The organism is Micromonospora sp. NPDC050695 (assembly GCF_040654415.1).
Taxonomy (GTDB): domain Bacteria; phylum Actinomycetota; class Actinomycetes; order Mycobacteriales; family Micromonosporaceae; genus Micromonospora.
In genome coordinates this window covers 196,188-214,140 of the sequence record NZ_JBFAHZ010000001.1, presented here as the reverse complement: position 1 = coordinate 214,140, position 17,953 = coordinate 196,188, and the positions used below count along the sequence as shown (strand labels likewise).

The window sequence follows — 17,953 nt, the reverse complement described above, 5'->3', positions numbered from 1 at the left end:
AGGGCCTCAGAGGGCTTTGCGGGACAGGACCCGCCTGAGGTCCGCCAGGGTGATCGCCCGGGTGCCCAGCACCGACACACCGAACATGCCGGCGGCCAGCGCTCCCTCGACCTGCCACGGCAGCCGGACCAGCCACAGCACGAGAACCGTGGCGGCGCCCACGGCGAGGACGCTCGCCATCTCCCGGACGGGCAGCCGTGACGTCATCGCGCGTGCGGCCAGCAGGCACGTGGTGGCGCCGATGACGAACTCGGTCGCCGCGGCGACGGCCGCCGCGCCGGTGGCGCCCCATCGGGCACAGGCCCAGAACTGCGCCGCGAGGTTGACCACCGCCACCGAGACGGTCAACACCGCGATCGGTCGTACCAGGCCCAGCGCGGAGCAGATCGTCGTGCCGACGTAGCCGAGGGTAACGCCGACGAAGGCCACCGCCAGCAGGAGCAGGGGCGTGACCGCCGGGCCGAAGTCGTCACCGTAGAGGTAGGTGACGAGGGCGGGTGCCAACGCGATCAGCAGCACCGCCGTACCCGCACCGATCACGACGCCGGTGCGGGTCGCCAAGCTGAAGATCAGGTTCCGGCGGTGTGCGTCCATGTTCAGACTCGTCGCCACAACCGGCAGCAGCGGGGCCACCAGCATCGCCGGCCCGAGCTGGGCGACGTCGAGGAACTTGTAGGCCGCCGAGTAGTAGCCCACCTCCGCCGCCCCCTTCAGGTGAAAGAGGATCACCGAGCCCAGTCGGTAGTAGGCCATGACCGCCAACGAGCTGATCGCGAGTGGCCAGCTCAGCGCGAAGATCCGGCCCGCCTCCGCCCAGGACGGTCGACCCAGCGGCACCAACCTCCGGTTGATCGCGACCCCGATGCCGGTCTGGATCGCCACGACGGCGACGAAGAACCACGCGAGCAGAACGACGTCACCGCCGGTCCGGGCGACGAAGGCGACCGCCACCAGCCATAGGACGCCCTGGACGAGGGCGAGGACCGCCGACACCTCGGGACGGAACCGGGCGGTGGCCCCCGCGGTGAGAACGGACGCCGCGGACAACGGCGTCGCGATGGCGATGACGCTCACGACAGCGCTCGACTCCCCGAACAGCCCGCCGGCGGCGGCGGCGAGCAGGGCGACGGTCGCGAGCAGCGCCACCGACGTACGGATGAGCAGGCCGGTCGTCAGGATGCCGCCGGCCGCCGCCTTCTCCCGCGCGATCCGGGAACTCACCGTGATCGTGGTGCCCATGTCGGCGACCTGTGCCGCCGCCGTACCGAGGGTGAGCGCGAGGGCGAAGACGCCGTAGCCGCTGGGGTTCAGGTGCCGAGCGAGCACGGAGGTGGTCGCCATGCCCACGACCATGCCGAGCAGGCGGAGCCCGAGGGACACGGCGGTGGCGGTGCTGAGCCCGCGCGCCGACCGGGTGGCGTCCGCCGAGCCGGCCGGTGCGGGAGCCGTCGCATCGGAGCCCCGGTCGGCCGGCTCGGTCGTCGTCTGTCCCGATGAGGTCATCGGAGGCACTCCCCGAAGGTCCGTTCGTACGCGTCGAGCCACCTGTCGCGCCCGTGCCGCTGCTCGACGTAGGCGACACCGGCTCCCCGCTGCTCCAGCAGCGCCGACACCGCGTCGGCCGTCAGGTCGGCCGGCTCCCCGATGACCATGCCCCCGCAGTGCGGAATCAGCTCCGTACCCGGATCGCCGCGGAACGCCACGATCGGCAGACCGCCGGCGGCGGCCTCGAGGACGCAGGTCGGCGTGCCGTCGGTCTCCGCGCCGCAGTAGATGTAGAAGTCGCTGGCCGCTAGGAGGTGGGGCACATCGTCGCGGTGGCCCGTGAAGTGCACGTCGGGGTTTCCGGCGGCGATCCGTTTCAGCCGCTCACGGTCCGGACCGTCACCGACGACGACCAGGGCGCTTCCGCTGGCCAGTGCCGCCGCGACGGCGCGGTCGTGTCGTTTCGCGCCGTGCAGTCGCGCCGCGAGGACGGCGACCCGGCGATCGTGGAAACGGCTCGGGAGCAACCGTTGGCGCAGGGCCGCCCGCGCCCGGGCCGGCGGCGCCGCGTACCGGCGGGTGTCGATCGCGTTCGGCACCACGACCAGCTTGTCCCGGCCGACCACTGGTTCGAGGTCGGCGGCGACGGCTTCGCTGACGCAGACCACCCGGGAGACGTGCTCGGCGGCGCGCGCGTAACCGGCGAGGAGCAGACGACCGACCAGGCCGCCCATCCACCGTCCGTGTTCCGTCCACACGACGGGCGCTCGACGCGCCAGCGGCGCGGTCAGCGCGATCTGTTCCCGCTTGAACTGCATGTAGTAGATGGAGGATTCGGCGATGGCCTGGGTCCGGTGCCGCTCGACGGGCACCCGCAGCAGCCCGGCGGTCATCGTCCGGCGGGACCACTTCGGCCCGAGGTCGATGTCGCTGCGGTCGAGACCGTGCTCCGCCCACCCTGGGCACCGGCCGTACAGGGCGACGTCGTGGCCACGGTCGCGCAGCCCTCGACCGAGCGCGACGGTGTGCGCCTCGGCACCACCGGCGGTGTCCGACACCGAGACCACCGTGACGATCATGGCGTCTGGCTCCGCCGGGCTGCGGCGTACGCGGCGAGGACCCGGCCCGCGGCGTCCGTCGTGTCGACAGGCTTCGCGCCGCGTTCGTCGGCGAGGGCGATGGCCTCCGAGATCGCCGCGACGCTGGTGTCCCGGGCGACGGCGGTGGCCAGCTCGCTCAGACCGCCGCAGGGTGCAACCGCGGTCGGCACACCCAGTCGGGCCGCCACGGCGAGGACACCGGACTGGCTGGCCACCTCGTACGGCGCGACGACGACGTCGGCCGCCGCGACCAGCGCGGTGAACTCGTCGACGCCCAGGTAGCGGTACGCGGTCGTCACCGCCGACCCGGTCTGGTCGATTAGCGCGTCGACTCGCAGGCCCGGCCCGAGATCCTCCCCGACCACCGCGCCCCGCCAGTCGGGCAACTGCGCGACGGCCCGGACGAACAGCTCGGGGTTCTTGTCGGCCCGGACCTGGCCGGGCAGCAGGGCGAGTTTGCCACCGTTCGGGTTCAGCTCGGTGCGCCACCTGTCGACGAGCGCCGGTTTCGGGGGCGGCGTCCACTGCGTCAGGGGCACCTGGTCGACGTTCGCCACCCCCCGGTCGAGAAGGCGTCGCCGGTCGGCGTCCGAGTAGACGAGGACCCGGTCGGCGTCCCGCAGCGCACTGCGCAGCGCCCGCCCGCCACCGGGGGCGTTCGAACGGACGAAGGTGTTGTGCGGGCTCGCGACGACCGTCGCGTGACGCAGCCGGGCGATGGAGATCAGTTCTGGGGTTAGCGCGAACAGGCCCTGGATGTGCACGACGTCCTGCGGGCCGATCACCTGGTGCAGGTGCGGCAATGTGCGAAGCAGGTAGCGCGTCGACGTCCGGGCCTGCCGGACCCGACGGTTGGGTGAGGTGCGGTGCCAGGTGACGCATCGGCAGAGGGTCACCGGAGCCGGTGCTGCGTCGCAGTCGTCGGCGGTGTGCACGACCACGTCGACGCCGAGTCCGCCCAGGCCGGCGGCGACCTCGACGGAGTGGTTGAAGACCCCGCCCCGGCCGCCGGACTCGACGAGGTGGACGCGGCGGATCACGGTGTGGCCGTCCGGCTGACGAGCATGGAGATGGCGTCGACCAGCTCGCGAACGGTCTCGGGCCAGCCGAGCGTCGCGCACCGTCGCCAGCCCGCCAGCTCCCGGACGTGGCGCGTGGACGAGTCCCGCAGTGCGTCGACCACCGAGCCGGCGAAGGAGTGCGGATTGTCGGCCACCCGGTGCGAGTCCACGCCGCGTATCGCGGCCGGGAGGCCCTGCGCCGCGAACGAGCTCATGACGACACACCGGCCCCGCGACATCGACTCGGTCAGCTTGAGCTGGGCGCCGCCGCCGGTTGTGGCGGGAGCGACGGTCAGGGCAGCCCCGGCGTACGCGTCGGCCACATCGTCGAGCGTGCCGAGGACCGAAACCCCGGGTACGTCGGCGAACTCCCGCGCCAACGCCTCGCTGCGCCGGCCCGCCACCACGAGCCGGGCGACGGGGAGTGCGGCGCGGACGAGTGGCCACCCGTCCCGCACGAAGGTCCGCAGGGCCCGCACGTTGGGTTCATAGTCGTAGGACGCCAACGCGAGGACGTACCCGTCGGGTGGCGAGGGCTGGTACGGCCACACGTCCACACCGTTCGGGGCAAGGACGACGTCGCTGGTCCACCCGCGCAGCACGTTCCGGTCCGGCGGGGACAGCGCCACGCAGAGGGCAGCACGCGCGGCCACCCGGGGCTCCCAGAAGGCGGCCTTGGCGGCCTCGGCGCGGCGAGCGACGCGCTGCCACCCGTGGGCCGCCCCCACCATCGTCGCGAGCCGGCGGCTCTCGATGTTGGCGAATTCGACGACCTGCGGCACTTGCCGTGCCGCCGGTGGCGCCCACGCGGCCAGGTAGGAGTGCGACCAGTACACGGCGTCGGGCCGGAACTCGTCGCACAGCGCCGTGAGGGAGTCGGCGACCGGCGCCAGGTAGTGCCCACCCAGGTGGGGCCGGCCCGACGCCCGGGTGCGGACGGCCGGTGGTGGCGACCAGGGCAGCGGACGGGTCGTGACCGGGGCGTCCGGCTGCCGATCGCCGTGGTCGGGAAAGGTGACAAGCACCTCGGCGTCGCGGCTCAGCGCCTCGGCGACCCGGGCGGTGCGGATCCGGCCACCGTGCTGTGCCGGCCAGGGCGGCTCGACGGTGACGACAAGCACGCGGGTCATGCCGCAACCGCCCGACGCGGGGTGCGACCGCGCTGCGGCCCACGCTCGATGATTCGCATGGCCGGCTACCGCCCGTGGGTCAATTCGGTAAGCAACAGGTCGCGCAGCAGTACCCCGCGCCCCTCCCACCCGTGTTCGGCGGCGCTCGCCATCCGGGCGCCGACGACGGCGTCGGTGACCGGTCGCAGCAGGCCGGGCAGGTGAGCGGGCAGGTCGTCCGCCTCGGCCACCGTCACGTGGGGATTGGTCCGCGCGAGTTCGGCCACCGCGGGCAGCGGGCTGCTCAGCACCGCAAGCCCGGAGGACAGATACTCGAAGCACTTGAGCGGGCTGACACCCCGGGTGTAGTCGTTGATCGCGTACGGGATGACGCCCACGGCACACGTGCCGGCCGCCTCGGCGAGCTGGTCCGGGGTGAGGACGCCAAGGTGGCGGGCACCGAGGGCCTCCAACTGCCGCAGCTCCGCATCGAAGCTGCCCCCACCGGCGGCAAGCGGCCCGGCCAGCAGCAGCTCGCCCCGGCCGCGTACGGCGGTGGCGATCGCCTCGAGGAGCCGCAGGTCGAGTTTGTGGACGGTGAGGTTGCCGGAGAAGAGGACGTCGGGTCGGCGGTGCGCGGCTGGCTTACTCGCCGCCGTGAACACCGACACGTCCGCGACGTTGGGCAGGAGCTCGATGCGGGGGAAGCCGACGGCGGCGAGATGCTCCTGGACGGCCGTGCTGGTGGCGACGGCGACGGCGGTGCGCGGCGACAGCGAGCGCTCGCCGCGGGCGACCGCGACGGCGTCCACGCCGGGAAACGTCGCCAGCAGGTCGACGCAGTGGTAGATGACGAGGTCGGCGGCCTCTTCCAGGCCGTAGGTGACCGGCGTGAACGTCCAGAGCACGCGGGGGCGTGCGCTCCGGAGCCAGTCGGCGGTGGCACGGCGGAGCAGGGCACGGTTGACCGGGTAGGTGGGCCTGCGGTGCACCGGCAGCACGAGCGGCGACACGATCTGTGTGCCCGCCGGGCGGGGCCGCTGCGCCGGGACCTCCCGGCCGCCCAGCGCGCGGCGGAGCCGCGACGCCATCCGGACCACGTCGTCACGGCGGAGCGTGGGCCGGCGCAGGCCCAGTGACTCGACGAACGTGACGTTCGCGGTCCGGGCTAACTCTCGCGCGACGTAGTGCTGGTTCGTCGCGATCGGAGAGTCCCATTCGGCGGTGCCCAGCATCAGCACGTTCGCCACGGGTGCGTCGCCCGCTCGGGGACGATCCGGCACGGAGGCGGTCACGATGACGCCTGCTCGGACAGCCACCGGGCCAAGTTCGCCTGAAATGCCTGTCGTGTGAACCGTTGGGCGTTGGTCATTGCCGCCTGCGCGGGCAGGTGCGACGCCCGACGGATCGGGTCCACGTACGCGCCCGGGTCGCCCGAGTCGAGGAGGAAGCCGGTCTCGCCGGTCACCACGGTTTCGAGCAGCCCGCCACGCGCCCAACCCACCACGGGCGTCCCGCAGGCCTGCGCTTCGACCGGGATCATGCCGAAGTCCTCCAGAGCGGGGTAGAGCAGCACGGCCGCGCCCCAGTACAGCTCGCGGAGCCGCTCCGTGGTCGGTTTGACCTCGAACTCGACAGACACGTCGACGCGGGCGGCGAGTCGGCGCAGATTCTCCTCCTCGGGGCCTCCGCCGGCGATCACCAACGGCAACCGGGCCGCCGCCGCGATCTCGATCATCAGGTCGAAGTTCTTGTACGGGATCCAGCGGCCGACGCCGAGCAGGTAGGAGCGTTCCTGGTCGCGTACGGCCGGCGGGGCCGCCGCGAAGTAGTCCACCTCCACCGGCGGGTTGATCACCGTGGCGTCCCGCCCCCAGTAGCGGCGGATGCGCTCCCGCACCTCCAACGAGTTCGCCGCGTAGCCGTGCACGTGCCGGCTCAGCCGCTTTTCACCGGCCTGCAGGGCGGCGCGCACCGGCGCGAGCGCCGGGTTGGCTCCGCGCTGGTCGAGGGCCGGGCTCCAGACGTAGCGTGCGGGCGAGTGGACGTAGCTCAGGTGGCGGGTGCGCTCCGGGTCGCCGATCTTCACGGTGTGCGCGAACGCGTGGCTCGACGAGAGGACCACGTCGTACTTCCTGCGGGTCAGCGTCCGCCAGGTGAGCGGCATGAGCGGGAGCGCGAGCGCCTTGCTGTGCCGCAACGGGGTCTTCGCCAGCCAGGATTCGCGAATCTCCCGGTCCACCGTGGCGTCGTGGTCCTTCCAGAGAACGAAGCGATCGGCGTGCGGCACAAGCTCGGCCATCTGGAGGAACACCTGCTCGGACCCGCCGGTGGCGCCGAACCACTCATGGATCAGCGCAACCGACTGGTCGGCGAGGGGTCGAAGACCGGCGTACGGTGTGGACGGCACGAGGCTCGTCGGCGCCACTCCGCTCGACCCGGTCAAAAGACGACCACGTCGCGGATGTAGCTGGCGAAGCGTCGCAACTGGTACGCCTCGGGCACCGGCGAGGTCATCCGGATCACGAGCTGACGGTTGATGGCTCCTTCTTCCCCGCTGCGGAAGTAGGCGACCACGACGAGGCCGTGTCGCTGCGTGCCGTCGACCTCGATGATCTGCTCGGCGTAGCTCGCGTACAGGCCGCTGCGGATCCACTGCGCACCCCACGCCTCCTCGACCGAGCGCATGGCATTCTGCCACTGGTCGGTGCACGGCTGCGGGCACTCACGCACGATCACTTCGCCGCCGATCGCCTGGTTGCCCGTCGCGGCGGTGCCGCACTGGTACTTGACGATCCCCTCGGCACGGGCGGCGAGCGTGCACTGCCAGGTCGTCGGGACCTTCACCGGGAAGCCCAGGCCATCGAGATCAGTCAGGGTACGGACGGTGTCCCGCTCGTTGAACCGCGGCCACTGCGTCGGCCACGCGCCCGGCTTGGGCGGTTCGATGCCGGGCGACTGCGGTGGTGTCGTCGGGATCGCCGGCGACAGGATGCTCGTGGTGGGCGCGGTCTGCGGCTTGCCCGGGTCGTCCGACCCGCCGCCCCAGATCACCACGCCGCCGACTCCGGCGAGCACCACCAGGACCAGCGCCGCCGCTCCCGCCCAGAGCCCGGTACGCCGCGGGCGGGGTTCGGAGAGCTTGATGCGACGGACGGGAGCGGCGAACGGATCGGCCAGCGGCACCACCGGACGGGTCTGCGCGATCGGTGGCCCGGGAACGTCGACGGGTGTGCCCGCCATCGTGTCCGCGGCGGACGGTGATGTGGGCGCGCCCGAGACCGGCTGCGGGGACGCGGACACCGGCTGACTGGACACCGGGTTCGCGTGCACGGCCCAGGGGGCGTGCGGCATGTCGGCCGCCGATCGGGGCGCGCCGGACACCGGCGGCGGGCTGGAGACCGGCGTACTCGACACCGGGGAGGCGGAGACCGGCGGCGCGGAGACCGGCAGGGCCGGTGCGGCTGTGTATTCCACGCCGAGGGCCCGGAACAGTTTCTCGGCGCCGGGACCCGCTTCGGCGGGATACGCGACCCAGGGCGCGGTGGCCGAGAAGTCGGCGTACGCGAACGACATCGCGTCGGAGCCCTGGGCGAGGGTGTTCGCGGTGCCGGCGAAGGCTTCGCGCCAACCGGCGGTGCCGGCGACGGTGGCGTCCAGCACCGCGACGGTCACGAGCCGGCCGTGTTCGTCGATGGCAGCCCACGCCGTGCCGACCGGAGATCCACCCAGCGGGTGGGTGAACCGGTAGGGGCCTTCCGGCTGCATGCGCGACTCCTCTGTCCAACCGCCGTGCGGATCCTACAATCACCGCTCCAGCGCGGTGCGTCACCGCTGGGGCCACCAATCAGGGCAACAATCATCGAATCGGTAGATCTCACATCGCCGATCGTCGGTGATGTGTCCGATCGTCCGACCATTGCCTCTGAAAGTTTTCATGCATAGAGTCGCGGTGTGAATGAAGGAGCTGCCGGAGCGCCGGTCGATCAGGTGCTCGACCTGTTCGACGGAGTGCGGCTCACCCCCACCCAGCGGCGGATCGCGCACTGCCTCGTGCAGCACGCCCCGGCCGTGGCGTACCTGTCGGCGGCCGAGGTCGCCGAACTGGCCGGGGTCAGCCAGCCGTCGGTCACCCGGTTCGCCGTCGCGCTCGGCCACAACGGCTACCCGGCGCTGCGCCGTCGACTGCGCGACCTGACCGCCGCCGCCGGCCGGCCGACGGACGCCGGCAACGAACTTCAGCAGGCGGTACGCGCCGAGATGGGCAACCTGGACCGACTGGCCGGCCAGCTCGCCGACCGGGACCGGATCGCCAGCACCGGCCGGCTGCTCGCCGCCAGCCGCCCGCTACCGGTGCTCGGCCTGCGCGCCGCCGCGCCGCTGGCCGCGTACTTCGCCTACTTCGCCGCCAAGGTGCACCCGGACGTGCGGGTCCTCGACGACGGCGGCACCATGCTGACCGACCGCCTGGAGCAGGCCGCCGAGGCCGGCGCGTCCGCCGTGCTCGCCTTCGTGCTGCCCCGCTACCCCCGGGAGACCCTGGACGCGCTGCGCGAGGCACGCGCCGCCGGGCTGACCGTGGTGGCGATCACCGATTCGCCGGTGAGCCCGGCCACCGAGCACGCCGATGTGGTGCTGCCCGCCGCGGTCGGCGCCCAGCTCGTCTTCGACCTGCACACCGCACCGATGACCCTGGCCATGGTGCTGTTGCAGGCGATCTGCGACGCCGCGCCGGCCGACACCCAGCGCCGACTGGAGGCGTTCGAAGCCTCCGCGGCCCGCCGACAGTTGTTCCTCGGTTGACCGGAGGAGACCAGAGATGACCCAGCCCGTCCGTGCCGCACGGGGCAGCCAGCTCACCGCCCGGGGGTGGCCGCAGGAGGCCGCCCTGCGAATGCTCATGAACAACCTCGACCCCGAGGTGGCCGAACGCCCCGACGACCTGGTCGTCTACGGGGGCACCGGCAAGGCCGCCCGGGACTGGCCGTCGTACCACGCGTTGGTCCGCACGCTGACCGATCTGCGCGAGGACGAGACGATGCTGGTCCAGTCGGGCCGGCCGGTCGGCGTGCTGCGGACGCACGAGTGGGCGCCCCGGGTGCTGCTGGCCAACTCCAACCTGGTCGGTGACTGGGCGACCTGGCCGGAGTTCCGGCGCCTCGAACAGCTCGGCCTGACCATGTACGGGCAGATGACCGCCGGCTCCTGGATCTACATCGGCACGCAGGGCATCCTCCAGGGCACCTACGAGACGTTCGCGGCGGTCGCCGCGAAGCGGTTCCAGGCAACGCTGGCCGGCACGCTCACGCTGACCGCCGGCTGTGGCGGGATGGGCGGCGCGCAGCCACTCGCGGTGACCATGAACGGTGGCGTCTGCCTGATCGTCGACGTGGACCGCACCCGGCTGGACCGCCGGGTGCACGACCGCTACCTGGACGAGGTCGCCGACTCGTTGGACGACGCGGTGGAGCGGGTCCGCGCCGCCAAGCGGGACCGGCTCGCGCTCTCCGTCGGCGTGGTCGGCAACGCCGCCGAGGTCTTCCCCGAGCTGCTCAGCCGTGGCGTCGAGATCGACATCGTGACCGACCAGACCAGTGCCCACGACCCGCTGGCGTACCTGCCGGTGGGGGTGGAGCTGGCCGACGCCCGCGACTACGCGAAGGCCAAGCCGGCCGAGTTCACCGACCGGGCGCGGGCGTCGATGGCGCGGCACGTCGAGGCGATGGTCGGTTTCCTCGATGCCGGCGCCGAGGTCTTCGACTACGGCAACTCGATCCGCGGCGAGGCGCAGCTCGGCGGCTACCAGCGCGCCTTCGACTTCCCCGGCTTCGTGCCGGCGTACATCCGGCCGTTGTTCTGCGAGGGCAGGGGGCCGTTCCGGTGGGCCGCGCTCTCCGGCGACCCGGCGGACATCGCCGCCACCGACCGGGCCATCCTGGAGTTGTTTCCGGAGAACGAGTCGCTGGCCCGATGGATCAAGCTGGCCGGCGAGCGGGTCGCCTTCCAGGGCCTGCCGGCCCGGATCTGCTGGCTCGGCCAGGGCGAGCGGGACCGGGCGGGCGTGCGGTTCAACGACATGGTCGCCTCCGGCGAGCTCTCCGCCCCGGTCGTCATCGGTCGGGACCACCTGGACACCGGCAGCGTGGCCAGCCCGTACCGGGAGACCGAGGGGATGGCCGACGGCTCCGACGCCATCGCCGACTGGCCGCTGCTCAACGCGCTGGTCAACACGGCCAGCGGCGCCTCCTGGGTGTCCATTCACCACGGCGGAGGTGTCGGCATCGGACGGTCGATCCACGCCGGGCAGGTCTGCGTGGCCGACGGCACCGTCCTGGCCGGGCAGAAGATCGAGCGGGTGCTCACCAACGACCCGGCGATGGGCGTCATCCGGCACGTCGACGCCGGCTACGACAGCGCCCGCGAGGTCGCCGAGCGCACCGGCGTCCGCATCCCGATGGCCGAGGGGGCCGCGTGAGCGCGAGGAGTGCAGCGCAGCGGAGCCCCGCAGTCGCGAACATAGGAGGTGCCGCGTGAGCGGCGACCTGGCGAGCCGTTTCCGGGCGCTGTGGGACGAGATCGCGCCGGTCGGGCGGGACGCCGGCAGCGGTGGTTATCTGCGCTACGCGCTGACCGAGCCCGAGCGGGAGCTGCGGGCCTGGTTCCGGTCGCAGGCGCAGCGGCGGGGCCTGCCGGTCACCGAGGACGGCAACGGCAACCTCTTCGCCCACTGGGGTGAGCCCGAGGGCTCCGACGCGGTGCTGACCGGCAGTCACTTCGACTCGGTGCCGCACGGCGGGGCGTACGACGGGCCGCTCGGCATCGTGAGCGCGTTCCTGGCCGTGGACGAGTTGCGTGCCGCCGGTGTGGCCCCGGACCGGCCGCTGGTGCTGGCCGCGTTCGTGGAGGAGGAGGGGGCGCGCTTCGGCGTACCCTGCCTGGGGTCGCGGCTGCTCACCGGCGCGCTGGCGGCCGACCGCGCGGCCGGGCTGCGCGACGCGGCCGGGGTGAGCTTCGCCGAGGCGTTGGGCGGGCCGCCGGCGGGTGCCCGTCCGGACCTGCTGGGCCGGTTCGGCGCGTTCGTGGAGCTGCACGTCGAGCAGGGCCGCGCACTGGTCGACGCGGACGCGCCGGTCGGGGTGGCCAGCGCGATCTGGCCGCACGGCCGCTGGCGCTTCGACGTCGTGGGCGAGGGCAACCACGCGGGCACCACCCGGATGGCCGATCGCCGCGACCCGATGCTCACCTACGCGTTCACGGTGCTGGCGGCCAACAAGGAGGCCCGGCTGCGCGGCGCGCACGCCACGGTGGGCCGGGTCTCCGTCGAACCCAACGCCACCAACGCCATTCCGTCGAAGGTGACCGGCTGGCTGGACGCCCGCGCGGCCGACCCGGAGACGCTGAGCGGGCTGGTCGACGCCGTGCGCGGCAAGCTGGCCGAGCGGGCCCGCCGCGACGGTACGGAGGTGACGGTCACCGAGGAGTCGGTGACCCCGCTGGTCGCCTTCGACGGCGGGCTGGCCAAGCGGTTGGCCACGTTGCTCGACGCGCCGGTGCTGCCCACCGGTGCGGGACACGACGCCGGGGTGCTCGCCGCGCACCTGCCCACGGCCATGCTCTTCGTGCGCAACCCGACCGGGGTGTCGCACTCCCCCGCCGAGGCGGCGCGCGACGCCGACTGCGCGGCCGGGGTACGCGCGTTGGCCCGGGTGCTGGAGGAGCTGACATGCCGGTGACGCCGACCCGCTGGCTGGCCGAGTACGCCTGGTTGCCCGATCTCGCCCAACCGACCCCGGACGTACTGATCGAGACCGACGGGGGACGGATCACCGGTGTGACCGCGTTGGCGGCCCCCGGGCGGCCGAGCGCCGGCGTGGACGTGTACGCCGACGCCGTGCCGCTGCCCGGCCTCACCCTGCCCGGCCTGTCCAATGTGCACTCGCACGCCTTCCACCGGGCGCTGCGCGGGCGTACCCACGGCGGTCGGGGTGACTTCTTCAGCTGGCGGGACCGGATGTACGCCGTCGCGGACCGGCTGGACCCGGACACCTACCTGGCCCTGGCGCGCGCCGTCTACGCCGAGATGGCGCTCGTGGGCATCACCTGCGTCGGCGAGTTCCACTACCTGCACCGTCGACCCGACGGCGGCGCGTACGACGACCCGAACGCGATGGGCGCCGCGCTGGTGGAGGCCGCTGCGCACGCCGGGATCCGGCTCACCCTGCTCGACGCCTGCTACCTGAGCGCCGGAGTGGACGGCCGGCCCCTCGCCGGACCGCAGCGGCGCTTCGGCGACGGCGACGCGGCCCGGTGGGCGCAACGGGTGTCGGCGTTGCAGCCGACCGACGCCCACGTGCGGGTCGGCGCGGCCGTGCACTCGGTACGCGCGGTGCCCGCCGACCAGCTCGGCACGGTCGCCGACTGGGCCCGCGACCGGCAGGCGCCCCTGCACGTGCACCTCTCCGAACAGCCCGCCGAGAACGACGAGTGCCGGGCCGTGCACGGCCGCACGCCCACCGCGCTGCTGGCCGAGCACGGCGTGCTCGGTCCGGACACCACAGCCGTACACGCCACGCACCCGACCAGCGGCGACGTGACGCTGCTCGCCGACAGCCGGACCGGGGTGTGCCTCTGCCCGACCACCGAACGGGACCTCGCCGACGGAATCGGGCCGGCCCGCCGGATGGCCGACGCGGGGATCCGGCTGAGCCTGGGCAGCGACAGTCACGCGGTGATCGACCTGTTCGAGGAGGCCCGGGCGGTGGAGTTGGACGAGCGGCTGCGCACCCGCCGCCGCGGCCACTTCACCCCGGTCGACCTGCTGACCGCGGCAACCGCCACCGGGCACGCCGCGCTGGGGTGGGCCGACGCCGGGCGGATCGCCGTCGGTGCCCGCGCCGACCTGGTGACGGTACGGCTGGACAGCGCCCGTACCGCCGGGGTGCCACCGGTCGGCGCGTTCTTCGCGGCCTCCGCCGCGGACGTCGAGCAGGTCGTGGTGGACGGCCGGATGGTGGTGGCCGAGGGCCGGCACCTGAGCGTCGACGTGCCGGCCGAGCTGGCGGCGGCCATCGAGGCGGTGACGCCCTCGTGAGCGGCAGCCTGCTGGTGGACAACATCGGGGAGCTGGTCACCAACGGCCCCGGCGAGGATCCGCTGGGCATCCGCCGGGACGCGGCCGTACTGGTCGAGGACGGCCGGGTGGCCTGGGTCGGTGCGGCCGCGTACGCGCCGGCCGCGGACCGGCGGATCGACGCCGGCGGGGCCGCCGTGCTGCCCGGCTTCGTGGACAGCCACGCTCACCTGGTCTTCGCCGGTGACCGGGCCGCCGAGTTCGCCGCGCGAATGGCCGGGCAGCCCTACACCGGCGGCGGCATCCGCACCACGGTCGGCGCGACCCGGGCCGCCACCGACGACGAGCTGCGGGCCACCGTGCGCCGGCTGCGCGGGGAGGCGCTGCGCCAGGGCACCACGACCATGGAGATCAAGAGTGGGTACGGCCTGACCGTCGCCGACGAGGCCCGCTCACTGCGGATCGCCGCCGAGACCAGCACCGAGACCACGTTCCTGGGCGCGCACGTGGTGCCGAGCGAGTACGCCGACCGCCCCGACGACTACGTCGGGCTGGTCTGCGGCCCGATGCTGGCCGCCGCCGCGCCGTACGCGACGTGGATCGACGTGTTCTGCGAGCGGGGCGCCTTCGACGTCGACCACGCCCGCGCGATCCTGGCCTGCGGGCAGGCTGCCGGGCTGGGCGTCCGACTGCACGCCAACCAGCTCGGTCCCGGCGCGGGCGTCCAGCTCGGTGTGGAACTGGGCGCGGCGAGCGTCGACCACTGCACCCACCTGTCCGACGCGGACGTGGACGCGCTCGCGGGCGCGCACACCACCACCGTCGCGACCCTGCTGCCCGGCGCCGAGTTCTCCACCCGCTCGCCCTACCCGGACGCGCGTCGGCTGCTCGACGCCGGCGTCACCGTGGCCCTTGCCACCGACTGCAACCCCGGCTCGTCGTACACCTCGTCGATGCCGTTCTGCGTGGCCCTCGCGGTCCGCGAGATGCGGATGACCCCGGCGGAGGCGGTCTGGGCCGCGACCGCCGGCGGCGCGCGGGCGCTGCGCCGCGACGACATCGGTGTCCTCACCCCCGGCGCGCGGGCCGACCTGGTCGTCCTGGACGCGCCGTCGTACCTGCACCTGGCCTACCGGCCCGGTGTCCCCCTGATCCGCCAGGTAATACGCAACGGAGCTCCGCAATGACGACCGTGACCATCCAGCCCACCGGAATCTCCGCCGACGACGTGCTCGCGGTGGCGCGCGGCACCGCCACGGTGCTCCTCGCTCCGGCCACCCGGGAGGCGATGGCGACCAGCCGCGCCATCGTGGACGGCATCGAGGCCGCCGGGCGGCCCGTGTACGGCGTGTCGACCGGATTCGGGGCGCTGGCCAACACCTTCGTCGCCCCGGAGCGGCGGGCCGAGCTGCAACACGCGCTGATCCGCTCGCACGCCGCCGGGGTCGGCGCGCCCATGCCCCGCGAGGTCGTCCGGGCCATGATGCTGCTGCGCGTCCGGTCCCTCGCGCTGGGCCGCTCCGGGGTCCGCCCGCTCGTCGCCGAGGCGCTGGTCGACCTGCTCAACCACGACATCACCCCGTGGGTGCCGGAGCACGGCTCGCTGGGTGCCTCCGGTGACCTGGCGCCGCTGGCGCACTGCGCGCTGGTGCTGCTCGGCGAGGGCTGGGGGCTCGGCCCGGCCGGTGAGCGACGCGACGCGGCTGACGTGCTGGCCGCCGCCGGGCTCAAGCCGATCGAGCTGGCGGCCAAGGAGGGGCTGGCGCTGATCAACGGCACCGACGGCATGCTCGGGATGCTGCTGCTGGCCATCCACGACGCGGAGCACCTGTTCGCGATGGCCGACGTGACCGCCGCGCTCGCCATCGAGGCGATGCTCGGCTCGGAGCGGCCGTTCCTGCCCGAGCTGCACGCGATCCGGCCGCACCCCGGGCAGGCGGCCTCGGCGGCGAACATCCACCGGCTGTTGCAGGACTCCCGCGTGATGGACTCGCACCGCGACGACCTGGCGCACGCCGTGCAGGACGCGTACTCGATGCGCTGTGCCCCGCAGGTGGCCGGCGCGGCCCGGGACACCCTCGACTTCGTCCGCACGGTCGCGGCCCGGGAGCTGGTCTCGGTGGTGGACAACCCGGTGGTGCTGCCCGACGGCCGGGTCGAGTCGACCGGCAACTTCCACGGCGCGCCGCTCGGCTTCGCCGCTGACTTCCTCGCCATCGCCGCCGCCGAGGTCGGCGCGATCGCCGAGCGGCGGGTGGACCGGCTGCTCGACGTGACCCGTTCCCGGGAACTGCCCGCGTTCCTCTCCCCCGACGCCGGGGTGAACTCCGGGCTGATGATCGCCCAGTACACGGCCGCCGGGATCGTCGCGGAGAACCGGCGGCTGGCCGCCCCCGCGTCGGTGGACTCGCTGCCCACCAGCGGCATGCAGGAGGACCACGTCTCGATGGGCTGGGCCGCGGCGAAGAAGCTGCGGACCGTACTGGACAATCTGACCAGCCTGCTCGCGGTGGAGCTGCTGGCCGGCGTACGCGGGCTCCAGCTGCGTGCCCCGCTGGTGCCGTCGCCGGCCGGTCGGGCCGCGGTCGCCGCGTTGGGTGGCGCGGCCGGCGAGCCCGGCCCGGACGTGTTCCTCGCGCCCGTCATGGAGGCGGCCCGCGCGGTGCTCGCCGGCCCGGAGCTGCGCGCCGCCATCGAACGGGAGGTCGGCCCGCTGGGCTGACCTCCGCTCGATCGCTGTCGCCCGCCGCGGGTCAGGCGGCGGGCGGCAGCACCGCACGCCCGTCAGGCGGCCGGCGGCAGCACATTGGCGACCAGCTTCGCCAGCTCGCGCAGCGCCTTGCCCCGGTGGCTGATCGCGTCCTTCTCGGCCGGGGTCAGCTCGGCGTTGGTCCGGTCCTGCCCGTCGCCCAGGAAGATCGGGTCGTAGCCGAACCCACCGTCACCGCGCGGGGCGCGCAGCACCCGCCCGGACTGCCGGCCGTCGACGAGGTGTTCCTTGCCGCCGGGCAGCACGAGAGCGACCGTGCAGACGAACGAGGCCGCCCGCTGCTCGTCCGGCACGTCGGCGATCTGGTCCAGCACCAGTTGGAGGTTGGCCTGGTCGTCGCCGTGCTTGCCGGACCAGCGGGCGCTGAACACGCCGGGCATGCCGTTGAGCGCGTCCACCGCGAGACCGGAGTCGTCGGCGATGGTGGGCAGCCCGCTCTGCCGGCAGCCCTCCCGCGCTTTGATCAGCGCGTTCTCGCCGAAGGTCAGGCCGGTCTCCGGCAGTTCCGCGTACTGCTCGACGTCGTCCAGCCCGAGCAGGGCGATCCGGTGCGCGCCGGGCGCGGCGTCCAGGATCCGCTGGAGTTCGACCAACTTCTTGCGGTTGCGAGTGGCCAGCAGGACCTTGTTCACGAGAGAGCCTTCCGCTGGGCTTCGGCCAACTCGGCGCACCCGGCCACGGCCAGGTCGAGCAGGCTGTCGAGCTGGTCGCGGGCGAACACGCCCGCCTCACCGGTGCCCTGCACCTCGACGAAGTCACCCGCGCCGGTGCACACCACGTTCATGTCGACCTCGGCGGCGACGTCCTCCTCGTAGCAGAGGTCGAGGCGGGCCTCGCCGGCGATGATGCCGACGCTGACCGCCGCCACCGACCGGTGCATGACCTTCTCCGGCTTGCCGGCGAGGGCCTTGCGGGCGGCCAGCCAGCCCACCGCGTCGTGCAGCGCGACGTACCCGCCGGTGATCGCTGCCGTGCGGGTGCCGCCGTCGGCCTGGAGCACGTCGCAGTCGAGCACCACCGAGTTCTCGCCGAGCGCCTTGAGGTCGATGCCGGCCCGCAGGCTGCGGCCGATCAGGCGGGAGATCTCGTGGGTACGGCCACCGACCCGGCCCTTGACGCTCTCCCGATCGGAGCGGGTGTTGGTGGCCCGGGGCAGCATCGCGTACTCGGCGGTCACCCAGCCGAGCCCGGAGCCCTTGCGCCAGCGGGGCACCCCCTCGGTGACGCTCGCCGTGCAGAGCACCCGGGTGCCGCCGAACTCGACGAGCACCGAGCCCTCCGGGTGGGTGCTCCAGCCCCGCGTCAGGGTCACCGGTCGAAGTTGAGAGGGCCCTCGCCCGTCAGGTCGCGCCATGCCT

General features: G+C 73.5%; 15 protein-coding genes. 6 read left to right on the top strand and 9 right to left on the bottom strand.

Annotated features, from left to right (window positions below; all coding sequences use genetic code 11):
* Positions 1 to 6: 6 nt before the first annotated feature.
* The 7 genes from AB0H52_RS01055 to AB0H52_RS01025 all read right to left on the bottom strand — a co-directional run bounded on the left by AB0H52_RS01055 (position 7) and on the right by AB0H52_RS01025 (position 8,523).
* Positions 7 to 1,503 (bottom strand): flippase, encoded by a 1,497-nt coding sequence (locus AB0H52_RS01055; protein ID WP_151487526.1) that lies wholly within the window; start codon positions 1,501 to 1,503, stop codon positions 7 to 9.
* Entirely contained in the window at positions 1,500 to 2,564 is a 1,065-nt protein-coding gene (locus AB0H52_RS01050) for a glycosyltransferase family 4 protein (protein WP_357944384.1), read from the bottom strand. Before AB0H52_RS01050 ends, AB0H52_RS01055 begins: the two co-directional genes overlap by 4 nt.
* Positions 2,561 to 3,625, bottom strand: a complete 1,065-nt coding sequence (locus AB0H52_RS01045) for a glycosyltransferase (protein ID WP_357944381.1) — start codon at positions 3,623 to 3,625, stop codon at positions 2,561 to 2,563. Before AB0H52_RS01045 ends, AB0H52_RS01050 begins: the two co-directional genes overlap by 4 nt.
* Positions 3,622 to 4,776, bottom strand: coding sequence for a glycosyltransferase (locus AB0H52_RS01040; RefSeq protein ID WP_357944378.1), 1,155 nt, complete (start codon positions 4,774 to 4,776; stop codon positions 3,622 to 3,624). The genes AB0H52_RS01045 and AB0H52_RS01040 overlap by 4 nt, the downstream gene beginning before the upstream one ends.
* Before the next feature lie 65 nt (positions 4,777 to 4,841).
* Positions 4,842 to 6,050, bottom strand: coding sequence for a glycosyltransferase (locus AB0H52_RS01035; RefSeq protein ID WP_357944375.1), 1,209 nt, complete (start codon positions 6,048 to 6,050; stop codon positions 4,842 to 4,844).
* Complete coding sequence (locus tag AB0H52_RS01030) at positions 6,047 to 7,165, bottom strand: glycosyltransferase (protein ID WP_357944372.1); 1,119 nt, start codon at positions 7,163 to 7,165, stop codon at positions 6,047 to 6,049. The genes AB0H52_RS01035 and AB0H52_RS01030 overlap by 4 nt, the downstream gene beginning before the upstream one ends.
* Before the next feature lie 32 nt (positions 7,166 to 7,197).
* Complete coding sequence (locus AB0H52_RS01025; RefSeq protein ID WP_357944369.1) at positions 7,198 to 8,523, bottom strand: hypothetical protein; 1,326 nt, start codon at positions 8,521 to 8,523, stop codon at positions 7,198 to 7,200.
* A 186-nt stretch (positions 8,524 to 8,709) separates the two neighbouring features.
* Between AB0H52_RS01025 and AB0H52_RS01020 the strand changes: the two genes are divergently transcribed.
* The 6 genes from AB0H52_RS01020 to hutH are packed head-to-tail and all read left to right on the top strand — an operon-like array spanning position 8,710 to position 16,547.
* A complete protein-coding gene (locus AB0H52_RS01020; RefSeq protein ID WP_151487533.1) occupies positions 8,710 to 9,558 on the top strand; it encodes a MurR/RpiR family transcriptional regulator in 849 nt (282 codons plus the stop codon).
* A 16-nt stretch (positions 9,559 to 9,574) separates the two neighbouring features.
* Entirely contained in the window at positions 9,575 to 11,230 is a 1,656-nt protein-coding gene (hutU, locus tag AB0H52_RS01015) for a urocanate hydratase (RefSeq protein WP_357944366.1), read from the top strand.
* Positions 11,231 to 11,285: 55 nt separating this feature from the next.
* Positions 11,286 to 12,488 (top strand): allantoate amidohydrolase, encoded by a 1,203-nt coding sequence (locus AB0H52_RS01010; protein WP_357944363.1) that lies wholly within the window; start codon positions 11,286 to 11,288, stop codon positions 12,486 to 12,488.
* The gene (locus tag AB0H52_RS01005; protein ID WP_357944360.1) at positions 12,479 to 13,846 is read left to right on the top strand and encodes a formimidoylglutamate deiminase; all 1,368 of its coding nucleotides are present in this window, start codon (positions 12,479 to 12,481) and stop codon (positions 13,844 to 13,846) included. Before AB0H52_RS01010 ends, AB0H52_RS01005 begins: the two co-directional genes overlap by 10 nt.
* Positions 13,843 to 15,012, top strand: coding sequence for an imidazolonepropionase (gene hutI / locus AB0H52_RS01000; protein ID WP_151487537.1), 1,170 nt, complete (start codon positions 13,843 to 13,845; stop codon positions 15,010 to 15,012). Before AB0H52_RS01005 ends, hutI begins: the two co-directional genes overlap by 4 nt.
* Entirely contained in the window at positions 15,009 to 16,547 is a 1,539-nt protein-coding gene (gene hutH / locus AB0H52_RS00995; RefSeq protein WP_151487538.1) for a histidine ammonia-lyase, read from the top strand. The genes hutI and hutH overlap by 4 nt, the downstream gene beginning before the upstream one ends.
* A gap of 62 nt (positions 16,548 to 16,609) precedes the next feature.
* Here the strand turns inward: hutH and rdgB are convergent, their stop codons facing one another.
* Complete coding sequence (gene rdgB, locus AB0H52_RS00990) at positions 16,610 to 17,227, bottom strand: RdgB/HAM1 family non-canonical purine NTP pyrophosphatase (RefSeq protein WP_357944356.1); 618 nt, start codon at positions 17,225 to 17,227, stop codon at positions 16,610 to 16,612.
* On the bottom strand, positions 17,224 to 17,949 hold the full coding sequence (gene rph / locus AB0H52_RS00985; protein WP_151487540.1) for a ribonuclease PH: 726 nt from the start codon (positions 17,947 to 17,949) through the stop codon (positions 17,224 to 17,226). The genes rdgB and rph overlap by 4 nt, the downstream gene beginning before the upstream one ends.
* Positions 17,950 to 17,953 lie beyond the last annotated feature (4 nt).